This is a genomic window from Paracoccaceae bacterium Fryx2, from assembly GCA_032334235.1.
Taxonomy (GTDB): domain Bacteria; phylum Pseudomonadota; class Alphaproteobacteria; order Rhodobacterales; family Rhodobacteraceae; genus JAVSGI01.
Genome location: JAVSGI010000003.1, coordinates 265,920 through 291,185 on the forward strand (window position 1 = coordinate 265,920; position 25,266 = coordinate 291,185).

Here is a 25,266-nt window from a genome sequence, read left to right on the forward strand (position 1 = left end):
TGCATTTCCCATTACACTTGCGCCGAATGGCGCGTTTCGAGCCGGCGGGCCTGATACCAAAGCTGCCTTTGCGCGGCGAACAGACCCGGCTCCTTGTCCCAAGCTACGCATCGGTCAAGAATACTTTCTATCCTTGGCTGCGCCGTAATCCAAGTTTCCTCGGCCCAGGGGCGGTCCCGGCACCATCCAACCTCTGCAGAGGCGTCCAGAATCGAACCACGTGCAAATGCATCGATTATTCCCGTTGCCACGCCGCTTGCGGCAAAGGCGAGTTGGTTACCGAACATCGCAGCCGTCTGCGCCGACAGTCCAAGCCGCAGTCCGACCACCGTTGCCAGACTCTCGATGATCCTGGAGAAGGCCTCCAGAACCGGCCTGATCGTACCGGGTTTTCCTTGATCATCGCCGTTATAAGAGCACTGGACGGCCAAGGCGTCGGCATAGGCTAGGATCGGTCGGTCGCTTTGCTGCGTTTCCGGAAAGAGCCCCAAGACGTAGTCACCCTCCCAAAACTCGCCGATATCATCAACTGTCTTCAGCGATTGCGCCAGCAAGCTCCAGGCCGCATCGAAAACCGGCAGAAGGGCATTGAAATCAGGGTGAAGAACCACCTCGACGGCAATTCCATCTCTTAATTCGATCCGACACATGACCCCTTGAAGTACCATCAGTCTGACCGGCAGCGTGATCTCTATGCTTCCGCTGTTACGGCCTGCCGATCTTATGATGCGGTCACCAAGGCACCTTGAAGGCTGTTGATCCAATCCATCGACCCTGCGACCGTCAGAACCCGAGCGATGTGCCATATTTTCCTCCCAGTTCGTCTAGCAGATCAACTGCTTATAAATTACCAAAGGACACCAACCGCAACCCTCTCCGCACTTTACAAACCACCAAAAATTGAGCCAAGTCGCCGCTGTGCAACTACTTGGCTCAAGTCTCGGAAAGTGCCGGGTGCGGCAATTCCCTTCGCCGAATCTATTTCTGAGGAGTGCTGCCCATTGCCGGAGTCGTTACAACCTGAGCGGAAACTGAAACAGTCTTCCCTGCCTCAACCGCAGGAGAAATGACAGGTGCCCGGGTGAAAATCGTGGCACTTGGCTTTACCTTCGACTGTCGACTAGCGGCATAGTCGCGAAAAACCCGCCCGGCGCCGACGCGGTCCAACTTCAAGCCTTGCATGACCTTTTCCATCATGGCGGTCAAACCAGTTCTATCAGACGCCAGCTTAGCCTTGAGCAACTTTGTACTGGCCTGGCGTGCAGCTTTGTAGCGCTTGATCAAACCGGAAGCTGAACTGCGGGTTGCAAAAACATTCCGCGAGATATTCTTCAGATCACGCAAGATCGAGTCATTGAGCTTAGACGAGGCAAGCTGTGCCGAGGCGCGCCCACCACTGATCTGACGCTGAAGCACATGCTTCATTTCGTCAATTTCGTGCGTCCTTTGCTTGAGCGAATTCCCCATAGCAAGGGTTATTCGCGACATTTCTGTAGTTAGTGTCATCTTGAACCTTCCCGCCAAAAATTGGTGAGTAATTAATAAGAACAGAAACCTGTGGCATTGAAGCCACAGGATTCCATGCTCATACGTCTTGCGCTGTCTACGCGGCGGCGGTAAGGCCGACCGCTTCGGCGTACTTCAGGTAGGTGTCGACGCCCGCGATAACCACACGCGCTTCAACAGCAATCAATTCGATACCCACCAGAGAAACGCGCACCCATGCGTCGATCACTACCCCCTTGTCGAGAATCCGATCAACTACTTCGGCGAGGCTGCTGGACGAATTCATTTTGTTGACGGCCATGATAGTATCTCCATTGTTGATGTCCAGTATTATTACTGGCGTTGAGGACCAGACTTAATAACTGGTTTTTATCACTACCACCCATCTGCATGATTCTGCATCACGGATAATCGTCATTTAGTGAGGAAGATCGACACTGACCGGAACTATAGGGTAAGCCTTCGGCGTGGGCCGTCTTCCTGAGTTGGTGATCTGGGCTTAGGGGCACCTCGATTTTTGACTGTTTTCGTGGCAACGGCATAGCAGGTTTCGCCTGAGGCGCGTCAGCGACCTTCAGCAGACCGAGTGTTGCCTTGGGTTTGATGATGTGCTGCGCATTTCGCTTCTCGGACCTTCGGTTCAGGGCCATTTTTCGCGATGCGCAGGACGATCTGCGTCCTTGGCCGGCCGTGTTTCAGGCTGGGTGTGGGCTGATGCGGCCCAGTTGGGCGAGACGGCGCATGTTGTAGGTGAGATTCTTCATCCCGATTTTGGCCTTGGCCCGAACCAGACCGATCGTGCGCACGAGGGTGCCGCCCATGTCGTTGGCTTGCGCGCCAAAAATATGCTCGACCCGGACCCGCACAGTGGACTTGGTCCGGTTACTGCCCTTGGCCTGTTCAGTCAGCGGCTTGCCGCGCTTGCCTTTACGGTGGATGTGGCTTTTCAGCTTGCGGTCGCGCAGCTTGGCCTCCATCTCCTCAGATCGATAAGCCGCGTCCGCCCACACGCCGGACCCGGTATTGCCCTGCATCAGCAGGTGGTCCACCGTCTGGCTGTCATCGGACAGAAGCGAGTCCTGGTTGGCCTTTAGCGCCAAACACCAGTCACCGCCTTGCGCATTGATCGCTGCAACCGTGCGGGATGGAACACCTATGGAGATGCACGCGTGCCTCTCGCTTGTCGTCCCCGTCAAGTTCTTTAGCTGCGAGCGGTGTATACGAAATTTTTGCCATCGATGTCTCCAGTTTTCAGCATCGTAGGCGCAAGAAAGTTGCCAAAACGCTAGGGCCTGTTGACATTCATCGCGTGCGAATGACCGTTGCTCCGATGTGGATCATTGCTTCAAAACTTGCGTCGCTTTTGCACGCCCGCATGGCTATCCGCTTGAATTCCTTTAGTTTCTGAAAGAAGTTTTCGACAAGATGTCTCCACTTGTAGACCTCCATATCACATGACGCCGGATTTTTGCGGTTGGATTTGGGTGGAATGACGGCCTCAATGTTGCGCTCAGCCAAAAAATCTCGCAACCAGTCTGCATCAAAAGCTTTATCCGCCAATAGGCTTTGGCAGCAAACATCCGCCAGCAACTCACGGGTCCTGACCAGATCATGGGCTTGTCCGGGCATCAATCTGAAGTCGACAAGGTTGCCAAGCGCGTCCGTCAAAGCCAGAATTTTGGTGGTCATGCCACCTCTAGATTTCCCGATAGCCTGAGGTCCTTGAGGTTTTCAATGAAATAATCGCCGCGCAAGACGCAAGTGTCGCGGACCCAGCCAATCGGCCAGTGGAAATCCCAAGAGGGCGGCCGCAAATCGAATGGCTCGAGGATTTTCAGCAGTGGTCTGTACGGGGACAAGTGCTGCGATGCCATTTGTCCGATGACGAAGATGGCAACTTGGTCGTCTATGTCGACGATAAAGAATTGGACGCGGACGCCTTCTTGTCTTTGATCAACCCGGCTTATTCACGGAAATCGGTAGGATTGGTTGCGTTCGTCTGAAAACGCTGTAGATTCAAGCTTCTAGACACAAACTGACGGCAGCATCGGATGCACGCATGGGTGAAACTTTACAGCGGGTCACGCCCAGTTTCAATCGTTCGCTTCGGATCGAGAGCAGGACAGATCGGCTGACCGGCGATCCGGGTGCGGTTGTGCTGAGAGAGATACTCGAGCGCAGCGGGATCCTTGGCTGGATGACCGCCCGCCTGAAAGACCCGCGCAGCCAGGTGGACGTCACCCACGACCTCGCCTCGCTCATCCGCACTTGCGTGCTTCTGTCGGCACAGGGCTGGCGGGACCACGACGATGCCGACGCGCTGCGCCAAGATCCCGCCTTCCGGTTGGCGGCGAGTTCCGCGGCGGGGCTCACCCCACTCGGGGGGCCGGGACTGGCCTCGCAACCGACGTTGTCGCGGTTTACCGCGCTGATGGCGGAGCCGGCCAACCTCAAGGTTCTGCGCGAGGCGGTGCTGGAACTTGCCGGCCGTGGCATCAGGGCCGAGCGGCGCGGCAAGAAGTTGCCATGCGTGACGCTCGACGTCGACAGTGCCCCCATTGAGGTTCATGGCCACCAGCCGAAGGCGGAGTGGAACGGGCACTACAACGCACGGATCTACCATCCGCTGATCACTTCGATTGCCGAAACCGGCGACATGCTCGACGCCCGGCTGCGCCCCGGCAATGTCGGCACAGCAGACGGCGCGCTCGATGTGATCCTCGACGTCGTGGACCGGGCGCGGAAGACCTTCTGCGACGTGGCCATGGTGCGCATCGATGCGGGCTTCCCTTCGGCCGCGCTGCTGGCGGGCCTTGATGCACGCGGGATCGACTATGTCTCGCGTCTGCGTGCCAATCCCGTGCTGGACCGGCTGGCGGAACCCTGCATGAAGCGTCCGCCGGGGCGCCGCCCGGCAGAACCGCGGAGCTGGCTCTATGAATTGCGATATCAGGCCGACAGCTGGGACAAGCCGCGCCGCGTGATCCTAGTCGTCAAGGAGCGCGCCGACGATCTCCTGCTCGACCGCTTCTTCCTGGTCACCTCGCTCGGCTGGACGGCGAAACTGCGCCACGAGGTGCTGGCCCACTATCGCGAACGCGGGAAGGCCGAAGGCCACATGGGCGAACTGAAGGACGTGCTGGCTCCGGCGCTCTCCTCCACCAATCGGGCAAAGTCGCACTGGCGCGGCAAGAAGCTGAAGTCGAAGACACCGGCCGTGGATGCCTTCGCCTGCAACGAGGTCCGGCTGCTTGTCGCCTGTCTCGCTTACCAGATCATGCATATCGCCCGCCGCGTTATGGCGAAGGCGACCGGGACGGGCTGGAGCCTGCGCCGCCTGCGAGAGCGGGTGCTCCGGGCCGGTGCGCGGCTGCTGATCTCGGGGCGCAGGATGACGCTGGCGCTGTCCTCAGCTGCGGCACCGTTCTGGTCGATGCTCTGGCCCGGGATCATGGCCCTGCATTGGGCCGATCCGTAGCGGCCTGACGTCGGCCCAGCCTGTGAAACCGAAAACGCCCGCGGGCGGCCCGTCGTCATGCGCAAGAGGCGACTGCCCGCCTCCGGGACCTGCCAAAAACGAACCCGGGGGGCCGACGGCCCCGCCAACCATCGACCGAGGCCGCTCACGGACCCGGAACAAGGCCATCGCGGGCTTCGAAACCGACCGGAGCCCCGCTCGGAGAGGGGTTCGATGAATATCCCGGGATCAAACCTTTCGCTGGATGGGGAATGCGGCTCACATTCATGGACGATAGTCAGGTTTATGACGAGCCAAGTGTGATCATTCGGGAACCCGACAAGGACAGATAATGGCGCGTCATTGATATATCGCCAGAGGGTGGCCACATGCCGTGGAATAGGCAACTGGCTAAAAGCTGATTTGCCACAAATACCTGTTACCAGATTTCATTCCCCTGACTTTGAAGCCTCCACCCCAACCACCACCATCCCCGTCAGATGCCAAATCGCGGCCATCATGACGCCGAAGTTAAACGCAAACTCATTGGCGCAGGACTGTGCGAAAAAGTCGCCCTCAAGGAACATGCAGGACCCTTTGCAGAGCTGGACAACTGGGCAGGCCATGCATTCGGGGCGGAAGGCAAAATGGGTGGCAGTGTTCAGCGCAATTTCATTAAACGCTTCTACATGGCCAATTTTATGCGCGCCCTTGGCGCCGGTGTTCTGGCAGGTCATGACATTGCCGCGCAGATCGACGGCGATTGTGTCTTCGCGGTCCATCCCGCATTTCTGGCCAAGGGCTTCGATTGGGCGGCGTCGCTGGATGGAGGCGTAGAACTCGTCAAGGCGTGTGCCTAGGCCAAAGGCGTTTGGATCCTCGACCAGCGCCTCAAAGATTGACCTCGTGAGGCTGTTCAACTGCGCAGGCTCAAAACGCCCCGTCCCGATGGCGGTCACCGCATCATAGACATTCACCACACCTTCCAGACCCACAAAGACATCCGGGCCAACCTTGTCGGCAAACCAGGCCTTCAGCGCGCCGAGATCATGATGCGTGCGTGTCAGTACCGCATTGAAGGACGTCTTGTCCGGGCGTTCGGCCAGCAAAGCCTCAATCCAGCGACGCGTCTGCGGATCCTCAAGCGGATCAGGCCCGCGCAGATGCTGGCCGGGCCCGTCATGTGAGATCGTGATGGCAATGTCATAGGCCGCGATGAAGTCGAGCTTTTCGCGGCTCAAAAGCGAGCCGTTGGTGATAATGGAGAACCCTGCCGCCGGGAACCGCTCCGCCAGCGCGGGGATCAGCCGCCTGATCTTGGCCCAGTAGAGAAACGGCTCGCCACCCCAAAGCTCAATACTTTCCGGGGCATCGGTTATCCAGCCGTCGAGCTGGACCAGAAAGTGCTCAACATCCACCAGTTTCGAGACCGTAGCATCCGCAATCTGGAATGCCTGATTGCAATAGCTGCAGGCGTAGTTGCACGACAGACCCAGCTGGATTTTTAGAATACGGGGTGCGCGGGACTTGCCAAGGGGCTTGTCTTTCGCCACCCGCGGCGCGGGTGCGAAGACGCCCGGCTCTACCGACAGCGGCAGCCCCTCAGCCTCAGAAGTGTGGGGGTTGTAGCGCATGGTGTGACGGCTGCCGTCACGCGCCTCAAGGGTCAGATCAAACCACATCAGTCAAATAACCTTTCTTCAAGATCGCTGGGCAAGGTGACGCGGAAGTTTGCGACGACCTGCACATGCGGTTTGCTCCCCAAGTGGGGATGCTGGTTGTGGGGGATATGAGAGGGAAAGAAGACCGAGAGCCCCGGCCTTGGATTGACCGAATAGCCGTGGCGGTCCTCAAACGGCAGCCGACCCTCGTCAAAATAGCGCGAAGGATCCTCGATCACAAAGCGCGGAGAACCAACGCTGTTGATCGGTTGCCCCGCACCGCCACCGGTCAGGAAGTGCACGCAGGTCAGATCGCCCTCGCGGCTGTCTTTATGGGTGGAGATGAACGCGCCGGGCTGCATCACGAGGGCGCGGTCTTCGCAATGATCGGGATCAAGGTATTGCGCCCAAGGACCAAGCATGGATCTGGCACAGGCAAAGAGATGCGCCTTCAGGGCTTGGCCCGCTTCGCTACGCTCCAGAATACCACGGACTCGGCGCTTGGCGGCGGAAGGGTTGGCCCCGTCCTCCAGCCCTGCAACGGCAATCGCCTCATCAGCCAATTGCCGGTTCACGGCCCAGTCGACGGGAGCCTCAAAAAATGCGATGCGCGTTGGCCATAGATCGAGCGATGTGTTGCGAACCTCCACCCTCAGCACCTGCAATTGCAGTTGCAGTTGAACGTCTTGCGGTTTGCCGTGACTGACACAGCACCTGACGTCCCTCCGCCGGAGAGGCTTTCGACGTAGCAGTTGCCCACATAAGCGCCAGCATAACTGCTTGCGCTGCCCGACACAGACGCACCAGCCGAAGGTGTACCATTTGTAATGGTCACCGCTGTGATGGTCCCAGATCCGATCGCGGGCTTATTGGCAATGCGCGACCAATCCACAGCACCGCTGTCATCAATCACGATGGTCGTTCCAACCTTATACGCCATGCGGGTCTCCTGTTGCTTGATGTGCCAGGATCTCTGCGAGCCCGGCTTTGCAGTGAGAATTGGGAAGGGTGAGCGAACACAGAACCGGAATGCACATCCGCTCCTCGCCCTTAAAATAGGTGCTGTCATGGGGCACGTGGCCCTCAAAGACGATCATGGACCCCGCCTTCGGCTCCACGGCGTACCAGCCGCCGACATAGGCGTCCGGGTTGTTGCAGGGCCAGAGCCGTTTGCCGACATTGGCTGGATCGTAAAACCGCACGGCACCACGGTGGAGCGATGTCTCGGGGCAATCGGCGTCCAGCACCACGCGCGGATAATAAGTGCAGACGATATCGGTCTGCATATGGGTATGCGCGTTGATGCCCACATTCTCGCGCGAACTGCGGCGCTGCCAGAAGGTGTCCGACATCATCTGAATGTCGCCCGCATGCTCATAGCCGTAGGCCAGCTGCAGATATTCCCGCACCGCCGCTGCCACCATTTGCGCCAGCACGGCGATGGCCGGATCGCGCCGGTCCATCAGAAAGTTATGGCGCAGATGGCCCAGATGATTGGTCTGATCGCCAATGTTGCGGCCGTCGCCTGCATTTTGTATCCGGTTTGCCGCAGCGTCCTCAGCCGCCAGAGCAAAAAGCCGGTCGTTATAGCCTGGCGGCATCTCCCAATGCTTGTGCATGACAAACGCTGGATAGATCATCTGCAACTCGGTGCTGGTCGCGATTTTTAGGCTCATGCCACCACCTCAACACGCAGCTTGCCAATGGCTGTGTAATGCTCAGTGTTGATTTTGACCGCGATCACATCGCCAACCGCAAGGCCTCGGGCCTCGACGCTGATTACGCCATGCCCATTTGCATCCGTGGTAACGCGGCGGCGCGGCAAATAACCGGCATCGGCCTCCAGCTTGAAGGTAGCGGACCGCATGACGGGGCTGCCGTCCGAGGTCCAGACCAGCTGGAACGGCACATCAACCCGACCATCTGGCGCGACCGTAACCACCTCAGTTGTGACTGCATGGAAGTAGAATTGCTTGAACCAGACGCCATCCTTTGGAATGGTTGCATCATCAATCCGCCCGGCAATCACTGTGCCGTTCAACAAGATCGGGTCGGTCTGACACAGCACCTCAATGCGGGCCTGATCAAAGGGCACGTCAAACGGCAAAAAGACCACCAGCGCATTGGCAATGCCCTCGCGGGCCCGATGCCGGAACGACAAATCGATCTTTTCGCGGGCCGATTGCGCAAAGCGGTTGCGCCAGGATAGGGGTCTTCCGCCCTGACCGACCGCGATATCCAGCAAGGAATAATCGACGATCTCATCAATGTAGCGCGTCAACCAGCATGTCCGTGACCGTCAACCACGTTGGCCGGTTTTAGGCCGCTGGGTTGGCGTATCTGGAATTGTTTTTCGCTCAGCCTTCTCCTTTGTCCTTGTTGTCGGCGATGGTTGTCGTTGGCGGTCTGCTCAGCGCCTCTTTGTTGGAGGCGGCCGCGCGCTGGCGGAAGCTTTCGGCATTCATCTCCAGGATCGCTGCGTGATGAACCAGCCGGTCGATGGCGGCGACGGTCATCGCCTTGTCCGGGAAGATCTGGTCCCAGCCGCTGAAGGGCTGGTTGGCGGCGATGGCGATGCTGCGGCATTCGTAGCGCCGGGCGATCAGCTCGAAGAGCACGCCTGTCTCGGCCTGATCCTTGTGGGCGTAGGTGATGTCGTCGAGGATGATCAGGTCGAACTTGTCGAGCTTGGCGAGCGCGGCTTCGAGCACCAGATCGCGGCGGGCGGCCTGAAGTCGCTGCACCAGATCGCTGGTGCGGGTATAGAACACGCGGTGTCCCCGCTCGATCAGGGCATGGCCTATCGCGCAGAGAATGTGCGTTTTGCCCGTGCCGGAATTGCCGATGGCGATCAGGTTGCCGCCACCCTCCAGCCAGTCGCCGACCGCCAAGGCCTCGATCCGGGCGCGCGGCAGGGTTGGCAGCGCCTTGAAGTCGAAGGTCGCCAGCGTCTTGCCAGCCGGTAGCTGTGCCTCGTTCATGTGGCGCTGAATGCGGCGCATGTCGCGCTCGGCCAGTTCGTATTCCGCGAGGACAGCCAGAAAGCGGGCAGCGGGCCAGCCTTCGGTGTCGGCACGGGTGGCGATGTCGGCCCAAAGCTTGTGGAAGCTGGGCAGGCGCAGCGCGGTCAGCATGCCTGGCAGCGTGTGGATGTCGATCTCGCGGGAGGTCATGCGCAGGCTCCCAGAAGGGCATCGAAGCTGTCGAGCGAGGGATGGGCGACGGCAACATCTCTCGGCAGCGCCGTTTGCCGCGGGTTCAGGCAGGATGCCAGAGGTCCGGGATCGGGCACCCGGCCCGCGTCCAATTCTGCTGCCAGCAGATGTGCCAGTTCCGCCTCGCAGGCCCGGTCGTGGGCGATGAACAGCAGGTCGACCATGCGGCGGCAGGCGTCGCGGCGGGGCAGATCGCGCTGCAGCACCTTCCAGGCCTCAGCGTATTCGGTTCGCGGGAACAGGCTGTCGCGGTAGATCGAACTCCACAGGGCTTGCGGTTTGCGCCGCAGCGCATGGATGACGTGATGGTAGTTGATGACATGCACGCGATGGCCATCGCCGCGACCTCGCGCCCTTGTATGGCTGACGACCAGGGTGCTGCCGAGAAAGGCCTCAAGGCGATCGTCGTAAAGGTGGACCCGCAAGCGCTGCCCGATCAGCTGCGACGGGGCGCTGTAGAAGATGCTCTTGACCAGAAAGCCGCTGGTGCGGGTGACCGGAACCACGGTCTCTGTAAAGTCGGTGGTGCGCCGGCGCGGCAGGGGCTTCAGATGCGCCCGTTCCACCTGCGTGGCCGCCGCCCGCTGCCGGTTGCGCCGTGCCACCAGAATGTCGATGAAGCGGCGGTAGTCCTCAATGCTGGCGAAGTCGCGGCTGCCGCGCAGGATCAGCGCCTGTTCGATGGCCTTCTTCAGGTGCCGGTTCTGGGATTCCACCGCGCCGTTCTCATGAGCTTCCCCGCGGTTGTTGCGACTGGCCTCCATGCCGTAATGGCCGACGAAGGCATTGTAGCGCGTGGTGATATCCTGGCGCTGGTCAGCCGTCAGGTTGCGGAAAGCGGCCGAGAGGCTGTCGGTGCGATGCTCCTGTGGTGCCCCGCCGAGCGACCAGAGCGCCTGCTGCAGGTTCTCGGCCAGGGCCGTGAAGCTCTCCCCGCCCAGGACCACCCCGACATGCTCCCACCGGCTGTAGACCATGACGAAGTGGTAGAGCAGATGCGGGAATAGCTGGCCCGCGATCGTCACCTCCAGCTCCTCGGCATGAGTGAAGTCGGACTGGGCCATGCGGCCCGGCTCCGGCGTCTGGCGGAAGATGATGTCGCGCTCGGGCCCGTTCAACGCCCGCCACTGCCGCACCCGCCGTTCCAGGGTGCGCCGGATCCGGTCATCGGGGAAGGCCAGCGGATGCAGGCCCTGAAGGTGGCGCAGCAGGGTGACGGCCTGCAAGGCGCTGTCCCTCTCCAGCAAGGGAAGGATGTCGCCCTCCCAAAAGCCTTCGAGGGGATCGGCCACCGTGCGCCCGTGAACGATCTTGCGGTTCGAGGGCAGCGTCGGATTGGCATCGAACCGTCGGGCCGTGCGCTCACTGAACCCGGCGCGGGCGGCCGACGTGCGCTGACTGTGATATCGGAGGTCGGACATGTATAATCTCAATTGCTGGTCGTTGATGGGTTTGTAGGCCAACCCGGATCCTCCGTTTGACGGCAGAGGAACCCGGCTTACCAACCCGCAGCGACCAGCACCTTCCCCGAAATCAATCAGGCCGGTGCGGCTGCCCTCCAGACGGGCATGCCCGTCTTCCGTTCAGCCCCACCGGCCAAGGTGGTTGTCGGCACCGGCCAAGATGGTTGTCGCTGAACACATCAACGCCGTTCATACCATCGGCAAAAATATAGGACCGTCCCTTGTAGATCGCCCCGGCGTCCGTGCCCGGCAGATCAGGGATCAGGGTTTCATTGTGCGCAAGATCCACAAAGCCCGCCTTGTTGCCAAAGGCAGGCGGCACCTCAAGGAGTGCCTTTAAATCCGCCCACGCCATGACACCGGCCATGCCAGTGCCAGATCCTGCGGGCACGCGTTCAAAAACAGCAATCCCGGCATAATCCGGCTTGATATCAACCGCGTAATGCAGCGCCCCACCGCAATTGGTGATGGCAAAGAGTCCGATCTCGATCACGGTGCATTCCTTTTCAGCTGTTCGACCTCTACAGCGAGGTCCTTGATGGCCTCGACCAACAGGCCGATGAGATTTCCATACGCGAGGCGCAACACGCCCTCGGCCTCGACCACGGCTTCCGGGGCCACGCGCTGCACATCTTGCGCGATCAGACCCATCTGCCGTCTGTCCGAGCCCCGCATTTGGAAGGTCACGCCGGTGAGCCTGTGCAATTTGCCAAGTGCATCCGGGATCGGGGTGATTTCAGATTTGAGCCGCAGATCGGAGGTGGTGACAAAATCGGGTGCAATCACGGCGCCTGTGAAGCTTGCCCCCGCCAGCTGCGCAAAGGCGCTGGCTTGGATCCCGTCGAGAAGATCGGCGTTCAGGCCCGATCCGGGTCCATCTTGGGCCAGCACCTTGGCAAAGAGCTCGGCGTCGCTCAGCGCTGCGGTTGTCACATCGACGATGCTCTCCACCCCGCTTGTGCTTTTCTTGAGATAGAGCTTTCCATCGGTCACGTTGACCGCCAACTCACCTGCAACCAGCTGCGCGGTCGTTGGCACGCGCCCTGCCACGGTGGTGTGTTTGACCAAGAGCGTGTTTGCCATGATCAGAACGTACCCCCGTCTAGCGCAATGCCGTTGATCGTACCGCCGGTGATGGCGACAGCGTTTGCGGCTTGCGTGGCCATGCTGCCAAGCCCGAGGTTTGCGCGCGACGTCGTCTTATTGGGCAGGTCTGCGAGGTTTGACGCGGAAGCCAGCTTGCCTGCCAAAGCATTGGTCACGGTGGCCGCAAAATTCGGATCATCGCCCAAAGACGCTGCCAACTGGTTCAGCGTGTCCAAAGCACCCGGGGCCGCATCAATCAGCGCCCCGATGGCAGCTGTGACAAACCCTGTCGTCGCTAGCTGTGCGGTATTAGTGCCAGAGGCTGCGGTTGGTGCTGTGGGTGTGCCGGTCAGGCCCGGCGAGGCAAGCGGGGCTTTGGCATCAAGCGCTGTCTGAAGACTGGTCACCTGCGAGATCGGATGGCTGTGGGTTGAAGGCGTAAAGCTGGTGGGCTTGCCTGTAACACCTGCCCAAGGCACAGCGTCGGCCAGTTCGGCCGTATCGACCTTGCCATTGCTGTTGGTGTCATAGGTTGTGGCCAGCATATCGCCGGGACCAAAGGCAACGATGGCCTGCTGCACAAAGGCCGTGGTTGCGAGCTGGGCTGTGCTGGTTCCGGTGTTGGCGGTCGGTGCGATGGGCACGCCCGTCAGGGCAGGCGATGCCAAGGGCGCTTTGGCGTCCAGCGCTCCTTGTAGCCCGTCCACGTTGGCAATGATGTGGTTGTGGCTGTCATCGGCCACGGCCGCCGTCAGGGTCACATTGGCCGCGCCATCAAAGCTGATCGCGCCCGAAAGATCGCCAGCCAGTGCAATTGTCCGCGCCGTCGCGAGTTTGCTTGCCGAGACGGCATTGGCCGATGCGCCGAGTTTGCCGTCGAGCGCACCCTGCAAGCCCGTCACACTGCCAATAATGTGGCCATGCGCAGCTTCGGCTTTGGCGGCAAGCCCCGCATCAAATTGCGATTTGCGCACCAGATCCGTCGCGCCACTGGCGTCTTGGGAGGACTTTGGAACGAGGGTGAAGGTTTTGGAGCCAGCGAGGGTCTGTGCACCGGTCAAGGCAACAAACGACCCCGCACCCGCAAGGGCCGCGATGGTGGTCGCATTGCCGGTGCCATCGTCCCCCTTGCCAACATAAAGCGTATCATCGACCTCGTTATGGGCAAGCTCGCCCGATTTAAGCGCTGCAGGTGCGCCTGCCACGCCGGAGCCGCGGCGCTTGAGCTGGATCGTATTGGCCATCAGAAAAATCCTCCGTTGATGGGCGCGTCGGTGGGCAGAATGGTCACGCCAGGCTCACCCTGATTGCCTTGCGCGCCTTGGGGTCCGCGCAAACCGTCTGGCCCGGGCAGACCCAGCAGGCGGACAGACACCGGTGCTGTGGCCAGGCGCAGGGTGATTGGCGACAGGGCCGAGACGCGAATGCGAATGGGCCCGGTCTGGAGCCGGAGATCGAGCGCGGCTGTCATGGCGTCAAAGTCCCCGCGTCACCGGTTGCTGAACCGGGATTTCCAGCGAGAAGCCAAGCGGGCGCTCCGGGGTGAGATCCGTGCGGATAAAATCCACAACCACACTGCCGGGAATGAGGGCGGCCGTCACATCCGCTGCCACCACAATCTCGAGGGTCCGCTCATCGTGACGCAGCGCGCTGCCGTTCGCCGTTGAGAGGGTGGCAAGGACTGTGCTGTCGGTTACCGTAGAGCGCAGCTGTCCCGTGAAGGTGGCCGCTTCAGGAAAAAGATCAGCCTCAGCCTGAAGCTGTAGGCGGTATTCATAGCCGATCAGAATGACTGGACCTTCCAGCGTGGAGACCCTGCTCAGAGACAGACCTGTCATGGCCGCCACCCGCAAAGCCGCGCGCCGGTCTCGTTATGGGTCAGGATTTGGAATGCAGTGCCATCCGTCAGCTGATCTTCGCGCGAGGGCATGATTGGCTCGGCCCAATCGCAATCGGCGGGGGCGCGCAGATCAATCCCGCATCCAGCGAGTAAGACGGCGCTTGCGCTCAGCGTCAGGCAAAACCTCAAGCTCATGGCGGATGTCCTTTGCAATGGTGAGAGAGCGAATGCGGGCCTCTGCCTGTTTGACAGCAAGATGCGCGCGCGCCTCCGCCCGACCTCGGGCGAAGGCAATCCAAAGGGCGCAGATCGCAATCGCCGCCAGCGCCAGACCCAAGCGCAGCCAGGTCCCCAAACGGAGCATTGCAGCCACGATCATGGTGTTTTTCCCAACCGGTGATCCTCGATCCGAGCGGCACGGGATTTAACCGCAAAGACGATGATGGCGAGGAAAAGCACGGCACCCAGTAGGGGGAGGACCGTGGCTGCATGCGCCCCAAGCCCAACCAAGTCCAACACCCGGGTCGCGAGATCGCGCCCATCTTCGGCTTGTGTGATCAGAGGCGCCAGATCAGTCAGGGCAATCCCCGCTGACCCGGCAGTACCGAGCGCGATCTGCGCATTGGCGGCGGTGACAATGCGCGAGGCGGCTGGCTGCCCAGATGCGCGCTCGGAGCTGACCGCGCGCGGCTTTGCGGTCTCCAGCGCTGCGACAAAAGCGGCGTCAATCACCGGCTCCAGCGGCAGGCCGTGGTCAGCGCGAAAGGCCAGAACAGCGCCCCTTGTGCGACTGCCCATTACACCATCAACCGCGCCCACTTCATGATAACCAAGATCGCGCAACATCGATTGCACTGCCTTGATCGGGGGCGGACGCCTCGATCCGGAAGCTGGCGCGCGCCGAAGACCGATCAGCTTTGAGACCGGATAGCGCTGCACGCTGACCGCATCACCCTGATTGCCGCCCAAGGCAAACAGCCACTTGCCTTCAACACAGTCGATAAAAAAGACATGGCCCTGCCAGGCCGAGGTGCCACGCGGGATGATGCCAATATCGCCCGGACGCACTGCGGCGAGATCCACAGCCTCACCCCAGTCCAGATAAGAGCGCGCGGTCAGTTTGCGGGTAGAGCGGATCCCAGCCTTCTCAAGGCAATGCCCCACAAAGGCCGCACACCAGGCCATGTCGTCGTGCTCGACCCAATCTTGGCCGATGGTCGCGTACATCTCGATGATTTTGGGGTTGTTTGCGGCTCCCGGTCCTTCGGTGGTGCCAATGTAGCTTTGGGCGATTTCAAAAGCGGTCATGTCGTTGTCCCATGCAAAAGGAAACGCCGCCCGAGATTGGGCGGCGCTTGGGGTCTTGGTGTTTGTGCAAATGTGTCAGAACACGCGCCGGAGCACGTGCCAGAACGGGCAATTACTTCTTGCGGCCCAGCCAGGACGCCAGCAGCGCCTCAGCCCCGCGGGGCCCAAGATAGGCGAGGGTTGCCACAAAGCCTGTCGAGACGGGTTGCGCGAGGCCGATGTAATTCGCTGCAGCCTCGCCAATCAGCGCCATGCCAACGGCAACGGGAATTTCCCAGAGGAGCTCCTTGCCAAAAAAGCGGCGCCGTCCGAGTTTCACCTCGCCTGAATGCCACATCAGCCGTCCGGTCAGCGCACCGATCAGGGTGGTGACAGCGCCGCCGAATACCGAATTGATCATGTCGATAAACCCACCATCATTCATCGGCGTGCCTCCTCTAATGCCGCAACACGCGCGGTCAATTCCTTGACGGCCTCAATGAGAAGGCCTGTGATATTGCCATAAGCGACGGACAGTTGCCCTGCCTGATCTGCCCGCACGACCTCAGGCAGAACCGTCTCCACCTCTTGCGCCACCACGCCGATCTGGCGGGTTCCATCCATGGTGAAGCGCACGCCGCGTAGTGCGCAAACCAGCGCCAGCGCATCCGGAATGGTCTCAATGTCAGATTTCAGGCGCGCATCTGACGAGGACACGAAGTTTGGCGCTGTCACCACCCCGGTGAAGGTCGCCCCCGTGAGCGCCGCCTTGCCTGCAATCGTGGCGTCATAATCCACTGCGGCTTTGGTCGCCATTGTGCCAAGTCCGAGGTTTCCCCGCGCCAGCGCCGTATTTGCCAACCCTGCCAAATTGCCCGCAGCATCCAAAAGCGCGTCCCAGCCTGTGTTCGTCGCATTGCGCCGCCGCAGCACCGGCGGGGAGGCAGAGGTGTCGACCCAGAGCATGCCAGCAATTGCTGCGGTCGGTGCCGTCGCCCCGGCGCTGGTGGATTGTAAGGCGGCGATCACCTCGTTGATCCGGGCGCGAACAGCGGCTCCGGCATCATTGGTGATTGCAAAACTCGATGTCTGGGGCATTCTCAGGCGACCTCATCGGCATAAAGCCGCAGTTGGGAGACAATCGGCGTGTAGGACGCATCCTTGGTGGAGAGATAGGCCCGGGCCTCAACAGCGCGGGCTTCGATCTCATGGTTGTCGAGCCGACCCCAAGGGCCCCAATTGGGGCTGCTGTTTGGGTCGTCATCAGTTTCGCGTATCTCGAAGAGCACGTCGATTTCAGCACCAGCCGCGCCGTCAAAGTCGGCCCAGCTGTCCATGAGTGCTGTGCGCGCATCGATCCGGTCGTTCAGTGCCAAGGCTGCAACGCCGATCTCAGAACGCAGGCGCACGCGTTTGACAGCCCCAAGATCGAGCCCAGCAGCAAAACCGTATTGCCCCTCCATTGCAGTGACCTGTGTGACGCCGCCAGTTGTTGCGGTCGTCAGTGTCAGGTTTGAGCCTGCTACTTGCAAACCCGTCTTGCTCCCCACGAACCCCGGATCAGCTTGCAGATAGGCCAAGGCCGAGAAGGCCAAGACCTGCGCGCCTTTTGTAGACACTCGGGTTTCCGGTCCGGCTCTGCCGCCACTATCCTCTGCCCGAAGAAGGTATGTCCCGGGCTTCAGTGGCACTACGGCTATAGCCTCGCCGCCGCCCACCCGGTCCATCGAATAGCTGTCCGACCAAGTCGCCGTGACTTCTTTCGAATGGCGGATCACGATATTGCCGCCAACCCGCACATCAGGATCAACGGAGCGGGCCCATTTCAGGATGGCAAGACCACCGGCGGTTTGCAGCGTGACGCTGCCCAGCCCGGCTGGGGGTGCTGTCAGGCCCAGAATTTCGACTGACGCGGTTTGCCAGACCGACGACACGCCCAGCACCGAGATCGCTTTCACCCGGAATTGCCATGCGCCGGGCGCAACATCACGGATCTCAAGGCTGGTACCATCGGTGCGGCCATAATCCAGCCAATCACCGCCTTCACTCTGCCGTGCCTGCAGTTGATAGCCCGCAACAAAGCCCGAAGGGGCGGCCTCCCAGGCAACGCGCGCCAGAACCTTGAGCCCGCCACCATCGCGGGTAATATAAAGATCCTCTGTAACCGTGGGCGGCCCCGGAGCTGGAATATCAAAAGCATTCGGCAACGCCGTGCGTGGGGCGGCCGCATATATCTGTGCCTCGCTTGCAGCCCAGTCGTACACCAGCGGCGAGGTTTCGCGCAGGACCAGTTCTGGCAGCAGCAGAGCCGCATCACCCGAGGCCGCAAGATCAAGACTGACGCCCTGCACCTCAAACGGTTTGGCAGCAAAGCCCCAACGATCGTAAGACAGCGCGACCACATCACCGACTGTGGCCGCCCAAGCGGACAGCTTGCCCGACAGCCGTACCGTCATTTGACGCCGCGCGCGTTCCAGCTCGATCTTGGCCAGTCGCTGCGCCATTGCCGCCGAGATGGTGAAGGGCAGCGAGATATCGCGCCATTTCTGCTCGCCGCCGTCCTCCGCCAAATAGGCCGCACTGGCATAGGCCGGAAAGTCATCGGGCTGCCAATCGTTCTCTGGGCTTACGAACTGTCCGCGCACCCCGTTGAAGTTTGATGACATCGTCACGCGCGTGGCCAAGGTCAGACCAGCCTCGCGAACATGATCTGCAGTCAGCGCCACGGACGGTGCGCGCCACGCTCCTGCATGAATGCGCCAAGACCCGCCCGAGAAAGCGCAACGCCCGGCGAAGGATGTCAGCAACCCCTCGATGATGGTTTTGGGAACCTCAGAAAGCGTGATGACCCCGTTGCAGGCATAGCGCAGCTCCGTCCCACCCCCTGCGAGTGCCACCGGCTCGTCGCAGATATTGGCCGCCTCAATGAGGGCCATCTCATCAATGCCGTCCGGTTGCCCGATCCGCGCGCCAATGCCCCAAGTGGTGTTGGCCATATAATCGGCCAAGCAAAGAGCGGGGTTTTCTGAATAAACGGACGTTTGGATGCGCGGATCCCAGATGTCATTCTTGCCCTCAAGATCCACTGTGATGTTTGGAATGCCGCCCGGGTAGGCATCCTGATCATAGGTCAGCCGCAGATGGATTGCAGCGCAGCCCCGCAGTCGGTGGTTTTCGGTCCATTTGTCGGGCAATGCTGCTTTCAGCGCCGCAAACGCAGTCTGGTTGGCATCACCGAGCTTCTTCTCAATGCTTACTTTGCCCGCCCAGCGACCTTGCGCAGCACCGGCTGCGTTCAGCGCGACCTCGCCTTCAAAATAAACAGCGCCGATGGAGTTCACCCGGTGCGTGGCCAGCACTATTACCAAATCAAGGACTGCGTTGTCTGACCCCGAGGAGTTCAGAAACACGATAACCCCGCCCTTGCGGGTGCGGCCGTACACCAAATCGCGCGGCACCACGGGTTCGCGGATGGTCACCGTGCGGTTTTGCAGCGTCGTCTGCGGCTTTGGCATCAAAGCCTGTGCTGCATAAGACAACAGAAGCGTGCCGCCGATCCGGATCAGGGCCGCGCCAATGCCGCCTGCGGCCAATACCCCGCTGATCGCCCCCGCAACGGCGACGACGGCTGAGACGATGAAGGGCATGGGGTGCTTCCAATATCAGGTTGGTGGTTTCAGATGGTCCAGGCAAGTCGGCAGGAAGTAAGCGGCATGGTCATGAGGCCTTCGGTTGCCATGCCTACCGCCGTAGCGCCGACGCAAATTCCAAAACCAAGGCCTGTGTCCGCCAGCACAATGTCACCCCGCTGGGCCAGCAGCGGCGTCTCTCGCGGCGCATCGAGCAGTGCGAGTCCCATGTCTTCCAGCGAGGCCCAGCCAAGACGGCGCATGACGCGCGCGCCGCCAAGCGCTGTGCTGTAGCGTCCGCGCCAGAGCGCGGCCACATCCGCGCCGCCGGTTAGGGTCATGCGGGTCTCAAAAGCGAAGGTTACGCAGTCGTGGAGGCCCCAAGCGAAGGGTTTTGCATGTGCGACGTCGATTGCCTCTGCGAGGTAGCGTTCCCAATTGTCGATGTGCGGCATTCGTGGTTGATCCTCGTGTCGCGTAAGCAGTTAGACTTGTTTCTTTGGTGTGTTGGATATACACGAATAAATGTATATCCAACACATGACAGGGAGACCGGAATGCAAGTCGCAAAATGGGGAAACTCGCTCGCCGTTCGTTTGCCTGCCGATCTTGTGCGCAAGCTTGGGCTAAAAGAAGGTGATGACATAGAATTGCATCCTGATGAGGCTGGACTGGTGGTTGCACGTCACCCGCGCCCCGAAGAGGTTTTATCGTCTCTGCGCCAGTTCCGCGGGCGACTGCCTGCGGCTTCGCGCCTAAGCAGAGATGCCGCGCATGAGCGCTGATTTTTTCGACACAAATATCATTCTCTATCTGCTTGATGATGGCCCAAAAGCAGAAACTGCCGAACGCCTTCTGGGCCAGCGGGGTACCATCAGCGTTCAGGTGCTCAATGAGGCGCTGGTAAATTGTCGCCGCAAAGCGGGGATGTCATGGCAGGAAGCCGGGCTGTTTCTTGGCGGCATTCGCAAGTTATGCACGGTGTGCGATCTGACGGTTGAGACTCATGACGTCGGACGTGCTTTGGGCGAGCGCTATGGATTTTCTGTTTACGATGCAATGATTGTTGCCGCGGCGCTCAGAGAAGGGTGCACAACACTCTACTCGGAAGACATGCATGACGGCTTGCTTGTCGAAGATCAGCTTCGCATTGTGAACCCTTTCAAGGCATGAATGATCTGTCGCTTTGTCATCCTCGTCCCCAGGTAATCTCGCGGTCTTGAATGGCGGTGACATATTCAAAGCCAAGATCGCCTGGATACAGCACCTGCTGGCTTTCATGGGTGTAGCGCCAGGTCCGCGCCACGGTCAGGTCGATCAACCGGCTCTCATAGCTGATGGTAATCGTGCAGCTGTCAGCATCATCCTTGATTTCTGGCACATCAAGACGGCCCGAGAAGGCCTGCACCGGATCGGCGATAACCTGACCTGTTTCAGACAAAAGCCCGAGCCAGATCCGGCCGGGAAGGCCCTGACGCGCTTCCTCAATGGCCATTTGAACCAAATCAAGCGGTACGCCAGATAACGAGACCGCCGTGCCGCCCGCCACGACCTCGCCGGTTTCATCAAGAGAACCGATGCCCAGAAGCGACCCCGCGCCAGCCCAAGTTTGGCCATTCCAGCCGATCTCGCCTGCGGATTTCGCGGAGAATGGGCGCTGATTTCGCGCGATCGTGGGCACGCGTTTCGCGCCATTCTGGGCAGTCATTTCACGGGATCGTGGGCAGGCTGGCCGACGCTTTCATGGAGTCAGGCTTGAACGATTTGGTCAAGCTTTTTTGTGACGGCGGAGCGCCTGCGCAGGCTTTCACCTGAGAGGGTGAGGCGGTGTGCGTTGTGAACGAGGCGGTCGAGGATGGCATCTGCGAGCGTTGGGTCGCCGATGGCTTCGTGCCACTGGTCAACGGGGAGTTGGCTTGTGACGATGGTGGAAGCGCGGCCGTGGCGGTCTTCGAGGATTTCCAGCAGGTCACGGCGCTCCGGGGCGGTGAGGACGGCGAGGCCCCAATCGTCAATGATCAGCACATCCATGCGGGCGATGGTTTTGAGGATGCGTTCATGGCGGCCATCGCCACGGGCCAGAGCAAGGGCCTCGAACATGCGCGGCGCACGTTGATAGAGGACGGGCCGCCCATCCCGGCACGCCTTGTGGCCAAGGGCGCAGGCGATCCAGCTTTTGCCCAAACCGGTCGGCCCGGTTATCAGCAGGTTCTCGTGCCGGGCGATCCAGCCGCCATCGGCAAGATGCGCCATGACACTGCGGTCAAGACCACGTGGGCTGCGCAGGTCCAGATCCTCGACGCTGGCATCTTGGCGCAGAGCCGCAAACTTGAGCCGGGAGGCCAGTTTCTTGGTGTCGCGCTCTGCAGCCTCGCGGTCGACCAGCAGGCCGAGACGCTCTTCGAACGAGAGGGCGTCGAAGGCGGTTGACCTGCGTTGTTCTTCGAGCGCCGATGCAATGCCGGTCAGGCCGAGCGCCAACAGTCGGTCGTGGGTGGGATGGGTCAGCATTTTAGTCCTTTCTCAATGGTAATAGCTGCCGCCACGAATGTTGGCGTGCTGGAGGGGGGCGACCTCTTCGGAGCCTTCCAGGAAGGCGCGATCGAGGCCGGTCTTGAGGATCGAACGAATGGAGGTGACGGTGCGGGCCCGGATGGTCACACCCCGCTGGCAGGCCGCATCAACGCGCTCCGGCCCATAGGTTTTGACCAAGGCCAGCACACCCAGGCAGGTGCGGAACCCCTGTTCAGGATGGGGGCGGTCAGCCATCACCATCTCGCAAAAGGCGGCGACGGCGGGGCCGGTCTTGGTTGCCTGCGCCAGCATTCTGGCCGGGGTCCATTCGGCAAAGCGACGATGGGCCGATGGCATATGGTCGGCCACGGTGACATGGCTGCGCCGCCCCGGGGTGCGCACGTGGCTCGCAACCCTCTGACCACGATGGAATATCTCGACCGTCTGGCCGCTTGTGCGAACATCGACCTCTTGTTTGATCAGCGCGAAGGGCACGGAATACCATGAGCTGTCGACCTCAACGTGATAGTCGGGTGCCACGCGGGCGCGCTTCCAGCGGGCGAAGACATAAGGTTCGGGCGGTAGGGGCTGAAGATTGGGCCGATCCAAAGTGGCAAACAGATCGGCGCGGCTGGCGCCATAGCCGCGCATCACGCGCATGTTCAACTCGTCCAGCAGCCGCCGGATCGCCACGTTCAACTCGGCCAATGAGAAGAACCGGTGGTTCCGCAGCCGCGCCAGAATCCAGCGTTGTGCCACTTGGACAGCCACTTCCACCTTCGCCTTGTCCCGGGGTTTGCGCGGCCGGGCGGGCAGAACGGCGGTGCCATAATGCGCCGCCATCTCGGCATAGGTCCGGTTCAGCCCCGGATCAAACCGGTCTGCCTTGATCACGGCGGACTTCAGATTGTCCGGAACCACCGCCTTTGGCACGCCGCCCAGAAAGGCGAACATCCGGATATGCGCGAGGATCCAATCTTCCAACCCCTCCGATGCCACCGCCTCGGCATAGGTGTGATTCGATGCCCCCATTGCCGCCACGAACAGCTTCATGGCCCGCGCTTCGCCGGTCGTGGGGTCGATCACGTCGATGGTGTCGCCGGCAAAGTCAACGAACACCTTCTCGCCGCCCACATGTGTCTGGCGCATCGTCGGGCGCACCCGACCCTTCCAAGCCTCGTAATGCGTGCAAAACCAAGTATAGGCAAAACCCCCGGGGTGCGCGGCACGGTATTCTTCCCAGAGCAGCATCCGCGTCACCCCAGGGCGGCGCAACTCGCGGTCAATCTCCGCCCAGTCGGGCACAAGCCGCTCCGCGTCCGGCACCGTGGGCGGGGCTGGAAACAAAAGAAGTTCAAGGCTGTCGTCATCGATCCCCTCCGGCAAGGGCCACGTGAGCCCGGCATGACGCGCCCGTTGGGTGTAGCTTCCGACGCTCCCCTTGCTCAGACCGAGGGAAGCGGCAATGGACCGCTCGCTCAGGCCTTGCCCAAGCTTCAATCGCAAAACATCTCGTATCCGGCGCATGTTCAATCGTCCTGTCGGCATCAAGCCACCCCTTCATTCCTGAAGGCGCAACTATCCTCAATTTGCCGACCAGACCTGCCCGCGATCCCGCGAAATCAGTGCCCAGCTTCACGCGAAATGACTGCCCATGATCCCGTGAAATCGATGCCCACCATCAAGCGAAACACGCAATCTCGCCCAGCCCCCCCAAGTTCGACAGTTAAACGCGTAAGTGATTGATATTATTATGGCGTAATAGCCAAAAATGTAACTACGGGGCCCTATCGGGCGGGTTTTGGCAGGCTCAGGGCATCAAAAAGCTCGAGTTGCGCCGGGGTTGGCGTGGTGGTTCCTTGGAACGTTTTTTCCGCGATACGGGCTTGATGCCTGTGGATGCGAGCCAGCAGGTCGAGCGCCGTGCGAGGGCTGCCGGCGTGTCCCTTGGCCTTCAGGCGCATGCGCATGACGCGGTAGAGCACGAGGGCGAGAAAGCAGATCAAGGCATGGGCGCGGATGCGGTCTGGCAGGCGATGATGAACCGGCGCGATCTCGATATCGGATTTCAGGACGCGGAAGCCGCGTTCGATATCGGCCAGGCTCTTATAGCGGGTGACTGCCTCCGCGGGCGTGAGGTCGGGAGCGTTGGTCAGAAGCGCCAGCTTGCCATCGAAGAGCTCTGCCTGGGTGATGGCATCCTCGTCCACGGCCCAGCTGAAGCGGTCTGCGGTATAGTCGGCCTTGATGAAGCGGGTCAGCTCGGCCTCTGCCACGGCGCGGGTGAAGCGGCTGTAGGCGCCCCGGTCGGAGGCGCGGCGACCGCGGGCGGTCTCGCCGGCGTCCTGTGCATCCAGCCGTGTCACCAGCTTGTCGGCCATGGTTTCCAGCTCCGCTATCCGCTCCCGCCGCTTGGCCGATTGCAGCGCTGCCCGGTCGGGATCCTGAGCCACGATGAGCCGGTTGCCAGCAAAGGCAGCCTCGGCAAGACCCTCCACGAAAGCCAACCCACGGAAGGTCTCGACGAGTTCCCCATAGCGGCGGGCCGGCACGGCCAAGATGAACTCGAGCTTGCGGCCACCATGATCGGCCATGGCGGTGAGCTCACCGATGTTGTCGAGGCTCAGCAGGCCACGGTCCGCCACCAAGATGATACGCTGGATGGGGAAACGCTGCAGCACGGTTTTGAGCATGGCCTGCAACGTCTTGGTTTCAGCCACATTGCCGGGGTGGACCGTATGCATCAGAGGCAGGCCCTCGGCGGTCTGCACGACGCCGAGGACGAACTGGCGGGCGATGCCGCCGGTTTCCTTGTTCATGCCAAAGGCGCGCAGATCGTCGTCGACCCTCCCCTCCCCGTGGATGCGCACGGTGGTCAGATCATAGAAGACAATGGCCAGATCATGATCCACGAGGGGCCTGATCTGACGGGCGAGCGCGCCCTCGACAGTCTCGGCATGGTCCATCAGCGCATCCATGGCACGCAGCAGATGCTGGTGGGTGACGCCCTGTGGCATCGCGGGCATTGCCACGGTTTCGAGCCAGCGCAGGCACCCGAGCTTGCTGTCCGGGGCGCAGAGCCGATTGAACACCATGGCGCGGATCAGGGCCTCAGCGTCGATCTCCCTGCGCCCGGATCGCAGGGCGCGCTGCAGGGCGCGATCAAAGCCGAGATCCTTCCAAAGCTCGTGAAGGGCGAAGACGTCGCCGTAGCCGAGGGAGGCATCGTAGATGACATCCGACGCCGTATTTTCAGCGCGCCCGGCTGCACGGTTCAGCCCGTTGATGAGGGCATCGAGCTGTCCCAGTTTGAACGCATCCAGCCGACCGAGATTGGCCACGACGCGCAGCCGCGACTTGCCCGCATCGTTGCGGAACGACTCGACAATCTGCAGGTAGCGGCGACCGCCGGACTCTGTGACGCGCGTAAACATGGAATGCAGAATAGAGGAAAAACCGCTGAAAATAAAGGGAATTTATCGCTAGGGCGTGTAACTACAGATACGTTGCAAAAGCCATCTTGGGGCGAGCTAACCACTTGATTTTCCTATCCTGACGATTCCAAAACTACCAAAAACCGCCCCGCAGCTGTCGAACTTGGGCGTGTG

28 protein-coding genes and 2 pseudogenes are annotated in these 25,266 nt (G+C 60.9%); 3 read left to right on the forward strand and 27 right to left on the reverse strand.

Features of this window, described 5'->3' with window-relative positions:
* Positions 1-11: 11 nt before the first annotated feature.
* From RNZ50_02255 to RNZ50_02275, 5 genes and pseudogenes are all read right to left on the reverse strand, one after another.
* On the reverse strand, positions 12-806 hold the full coding sequence (locus RNZ50_02255) for a hypothetical protein (protein ID MDT8853872.1): 795 nt from the start codon (positions 804-806) through the stop codon (positions 12-14).
* A gap of 172 nt (positions 807-978) precedes the next feature.
* Entirely contained in the window at positions 979-1,506 is a 528-nt protein-coding gene (locus RNZ50_02260; protein MDT8853873.1) for a hypothetical protein, read from the reverse strand.
* 97 nt (positions 1,507-1,603) lie between these two features.
* Positions 1,604-1,807 carry a gas vesicle structural protein GvpA gene (gene gvpA / locus RNZ50_02265; GenBank protein MDT8853874.1) on the reverse strand — a complete coding sequence of 68 codons (204 nt, stop codon included), beginning with the start codon at positions 1,805-1,807 and terminating at the stop codon, positions 1,604-1,606.
* Positions 1,808-2,201: 394 nt separating this feature from the next.
* A pseudogene (locus RNZ50_02270) lies at positions 2,202-2,567 on the reverse strand (transposase).
* A gap of 241 nt (positions 2,568-2,808) precedes the next feature.
* A pseudogene (locus RNZ50_02275) lies at positions 2,809-3,219 on the reverse strand (IS5 family transposase).
* Positions 3,220-3,565: 346 nt separating this feature from the next.
* On the opposite strand from RNZ50_02275, the gene RNZ50_02280 reads away from it, so the two are divergent.
* Positions 3,566-4,984 carry an IS1380 family transposase gene (locus RNZ50_02280; GenBank protein ID MDT8853875.1) on the forward strand — a complete coding sequence of 473 codons (1,419 nt, stop codon included), beginning with the start codon at positions 3,566-3,568 and terminating at the stop codon, positions 4,982-4,984.
* A gap of 428 nt (positions 4,985-5,412) precedes the next feature.
* Here RNZ50_02280 and RNZ50_02285 read toward each other — a convergent pair whose 3' ends face one another.
* From RNZ50_02285 to RNZ50_02370, 18 genes are all read right to left on the reverse strand, one after another.
* Positions 5,413-6,645 carry a radical SAM protein gene (locus RNZ50_02285; protein ID MDT8853876.1) on the reverse strand — a complete coding sequence of 411 codons (1,233 nt, stop codon included), beginning with the start codon at positions 6,643-6,645 and terminating at the stop codon, positions 5,413-5,415.
* A complete protein-coding gene (locus RNZ50_02290) occupies positions 6,645-7,274 on the reverse strand; it encodes a hypothetical protein (protein MDT8853877.1) in 630 nt (209 codons plus the stop codon). The genes RNZ50_02285 and RNZ50_02290 overlap by 1 nt, the downstream gene beginning before the upstream one ends.
* Positions 7,275-7,276: 2 nt before the next feature.
* The gene (locus RNZ50_02295) at positions 7,277-7,564 is read right to left on the reverse strand and encodes a hypothetical protein (GenBank protein ID MDT8853878.1); all 288 of its coding nucleotides are present in this window, start codon (positions 7,562-7,564) and stop codon (positions 7,277-7,279) included.
* Positions 7,554-8,300, reverse strand: coding sequence for a hypothetical protein (locus tag RNZ50_02300; GenBank protein MDT8853879.1), 747 nt, complete (start codon positions 8,298-8,300; stop codon positions 7,554-7,556). The genes RNZ50_02295 and RNZ50_02300 overlap by 11 nt, the downstream gene beginning before the upstream one ends.
* Positions 8,297-8,905, reverse strand: coding sequence for a hypothetical protein (locus tag RNZ50_02305; GenBank protein ID MDT8853880.1), 609 nt, complete (start codon positions 8,903-8,905; stop codon positions 8,297-8,299). The genes RNZ50_02300 and RNZ50_02305 overlap by 4 nt, the downstream gene beginning before the upstream one ends.
* A gap of 76 nt (positions 8,906-8,981) precedes the next feature.
* Positions 8,982-9,797 carry an IS21-like element helper ATPase IstB gene (gene istB, locus RNZ50_02310; protein ID MDT8853881.1) on the reverse strand — a complete coding sequence of 272 codons (816 nt, stop codon included), beginning with the start codon at positions 9,795-9,797 and terminating at the stop codon, positions 8,982-8,984.
* Positions 9,794-11,302, reverse strand: coding sequence for an IS21 family transposase (gene istA, locus RNZ50_02315; GenBank protein MDT8853882.1), 1,509 nt, complete (start codon positions 11,300-11,302; stop codon positions 9,794-9,796). Before istA (RNZ50_02315) ends, istB (RNZ50_02310) begins: the two co-directional genes overlap by 4 nt.
* 70 nt (positions 11,303-11,372) lie before the next feature.
* Entirely contained in the window at positions 11,373-11,795 is a 423-nt protein-coding gene (locus RNZ50_02320; protein MDT8853883.1) for a hypothetical protein, read from the reverse strand.
* On the reverse strand, positions 11,792-12,385 hold the full coding sequence (locus RNZ50_02325) for a tail fiber domain-containing protein (GenBank protein MDT8853884.1): 594 nt from the start codon (positions 12,383-12,385) through the stop codon (positions 11,792-11,794). Before RNZ50_02325 ends, RNZ50_02320 begins: the two co-directional genes overlap by 4 nt.
* 2 nt (positions 12,386-12,387) lie before the next feature.
* Positions 12,388-13,632 carry a head decoration protein gene (locus tag RNZ50_02330; GenBank protein ID MDT8853885.1) on the reverse strand — a complete coding sequence of 415 codons (1,245 nt, stop codon included), beginning with the start codon at positions 13,630-13,632 and terminating at the stop codon, positions 12,388-12,390.
* Positions 13,632-13,859: a hypothetical protein gene (locus tag RNZ50_02335; protein ID MDT8853886.1), complete on the reverse strand. Its 228-nt coding sequence runs from the start codon at positions 13,857-13,859 to the stop codon at positions 13,632-13,634. The genes RNZ50_02330 and RNZ50_02335 overlap by 1 nt, the downstream gene beginning before the upstream one ends.
* Before the next feature lie 4 nt (positions 13,860-13,863).
* Complete coding sequence (locus tag RNZ50_02340; GenBank protein MDT8853887.1) at positions 13,864-14,226, reverse strand: hypothetical protein; 363 nt, start codon at positions 14,224-14,226, stop codon at positions 13,864-13,866.
* A 132-nt stretch (positions 14,227-14,358) separates the two neighbouring features.
* Entirely contained in the window at positions 14,359-14,607 is a 249-nt protein-coding gene (locus RNZ50_02345; GenBank protein MDT8853888.1) for a hypothetical protein, read from the reverse strand.
* Positions 14,604-15,536: a TIGR02594 family protein gene (locus RNZ50_02350; protein ID MDT8853889.1), complete on the reverse strand. Its 933-nt coding sequence runs from the start codon at positions 15,534-15,536 to the stop codon at positions 14,604-14,606. Before RNZ50_02350 ends, RNZ50_02345 begins: the two co-directional genes overlap by 4 nt.
* 112 nt (positions 15,537-15,648) lie before the next feature.
* Entirely contained in the window at positions 15,649-15,960 is a 312-nt protein-coding gene (locus RNZ50_02355) for a phage holin family protein (protein ID MDT8853890.1), read from the reverse strand.
* Positions 15,957-16,613, reverse strand: coding sequence for a tail fiber domain-containing protein (locus RNZ50_02360; protein ID MDT8853891.1), 657 nt, complete (start codon positions 16,611-16,613; stop codon positions 15,957-15,959). Before RNZ50_02360 ends, RNZ50_02355 begins: the two co-directional genes overlap by 4 nt.
* Positions 16,614-16,615: 2 nt before the next feature.
* Positions 16,616-19,162, reverse strand: a complete 2,547-nt coding sequence (locus RNZ50_02365) for a phage tail protein (protein MDT8853892.1) — start codon at positions 19,160-19,162, stop codon at positions 16,616-16,618.
* 29 nt (positions 19,163-19,191) lie between these two features.
* The gene (locus RNZ50_02370) at positions 19,192-19,599 is read right to left on the reverse strand and encodes a hypothetical protein (protein MDT8853893.1); all 408 of its coding nucleotides are present in this window, start codon (positions 19,597-19,599) and stop codon (positions 19,192-19,194) included.
* A gap of 102 nt (positions 19,600-19,701) precedes the next feature.
* Here RNZ50_02370 and RNZ50_02375 point away from each other — a divergent pair, with 102 nt between their 5' ends.
* Positions 19,702-19,929: an AbrB/MazE/SpoVT family DNA-binding domain-containing protein gene (locus RNZ50_02375; protein MDT8853894.1), complete on the forward strand. Its 228-nt coding sequence runs from the start codon at positions 19,702-19,704 to the stop codon at positions 19,927-19,929.
* The gene (locus RNZ50_02380) at positions 19,919-20,317 is read left to right on the forward strand and encodes a PIN domain-containing protein (GenBank protein MDT8853895.1); all 399 of its coding nucleotides are present in this window, start codon (positions 19,919-19,921) and stop codon (positions 20,315-20,317) included. Before RNZ50_02375 ends, RNZ50_02380 begins: the two co-directional genes overlap by 11 nt.
* 16 nt (positions 20,318-20,333) lie before the next feature.
* Here RNZ50_02380 and RNZ50_02385 read toward each other — a convergent pair whose 3' ends face one another.
* The 4 genes from RNZ50_02385 to RNZ50_02400 form a co-directional block, all read right to left on the reverse strand.
* Positions 20,334-20,852 (reverse strand): hypothetical protein, encoded by a 519-nt coding sequence (locus tag RNZ50_02385; protein ID MDT8853896.1) that lies wholly within the window; start codon positions 20,850-20,852, stop codon positions 20,334-20,336.
* A 41-nt stretch (positions 20,853-20,893) separates the two neighbouring features.
* Positions 20,894-21,655, reverse strand: coding sequence for an IS21-like element helper ATPase IstB (istB, locus tag RNZ50_02390; GenBank protein MDT8853897.1), 762 nt, complete (start codon positions 21,653-21,655; stop codon positions 20,894-20,896).
* Between the two features lie 12 nt (positions 21,656-21,667).
* Positions 21,668-23,206 carry an IS21 family transposase gene (istA, locus tag RNZ50_02395; protein MDT8853898.1) on the reverse strand — a complete coding sequence of 513 codons (1,539 nt, stop codon included), beginning with the start codon at positions 23,204-23,206 and terminating at the stop codon, positions 21,668-21,670.
* A 239-nt stretch (positions 23,207-23,445) separates the two neighbouring features.
* A complete protein-coding gene (locus RNZ50_02400) occupies positions 23,446-25,092 on the reverse strand; it encodes an IS1634 family transposase (GenBank protein MDT8853899.1) in 1,647 nt (548 codons plus the stop codon).
* Between the last annotated feature and the right edge of the window lie 174 nt (positions 25,093-25,266).